General features: G+C 39.9%; 1 protein-coding gene. It reads left to right on the forward strand.

The features are described 5' to 3' along the window. Positions 1-158: 158 nt before the first annotated feature. On the forward strand, positions 159-452 hold the full coding sequence (locus F8N00_RS18260; RefSeq protein WP_023468187.1) for a hypothetical protein: 294 nt from the start codon (positions 159-161) through the stop codon (positions 450-452). Positions 453-506: the final 54 nt, after the last annotated feature.

The raw sequence follows: 506 nt of genomic DNA on the forward strand, positions 1-506 counted from the left end.
GTGTTTACAGATGTGATTGCTCTTGAAAAAAGATTTTAGAGGACTTTACAGACTGAATTGACTTTTTTTCAAAATCAGACGATTAGTTGCCAGAAAACTGGGTAATATAGACTATAGTAGAGAAAAATTTTTCAATTAGGAGAGTGAGGTGAGAGAAGATGATCAGTGCCCAAGAAGCCTATTACATTAAGAACGAATTGAATGAGAAATTTGTAGATCCGCGGATTTCCTGTGATTTTTCAATCTTTTCGCTTGAACCGTTCCAACTTCTCTTACACGTACAAGAAGATGTCGATGAACTTAGTACTGAAATTCGCTATGGTTTAAGCCGCAAGATTCGGTCTCAGCTCACACAACTCGATGCACGTGTCGGGGGTGTTCCCGTCAAAACGGTCTACATCATATCGGCTCCTCTCATTTCCGATCGATCGTATTGCGTCATCTTACAATGAACTTTAAAATACCCCGTATGAGAAGCAAACTCTCACGCGGGGTATTTTTGTGCT

Origin of the sequence: Exiguobacterium sp. A1_3_1 (assembly GCF_048985645.1) — a bacterium.
Classification (GTDB): domain Bacteria; phylum Bacillota; class Bacilli; order Exiguobacteriales; family Exiguobacteriaceae; genus Exiguobacterium_A; species Exiguobacterium_A indicum.

Bases quoted from the DNA above. Each gene is read 5' to 3' on its own strand.
- F8N00_RS18260 (WP_023468187.1), top strand. From the start codon at position 159: ATGATCAGTGCCCAAGAAGCCTATTACATTAAGAACGAATTGAATGAG.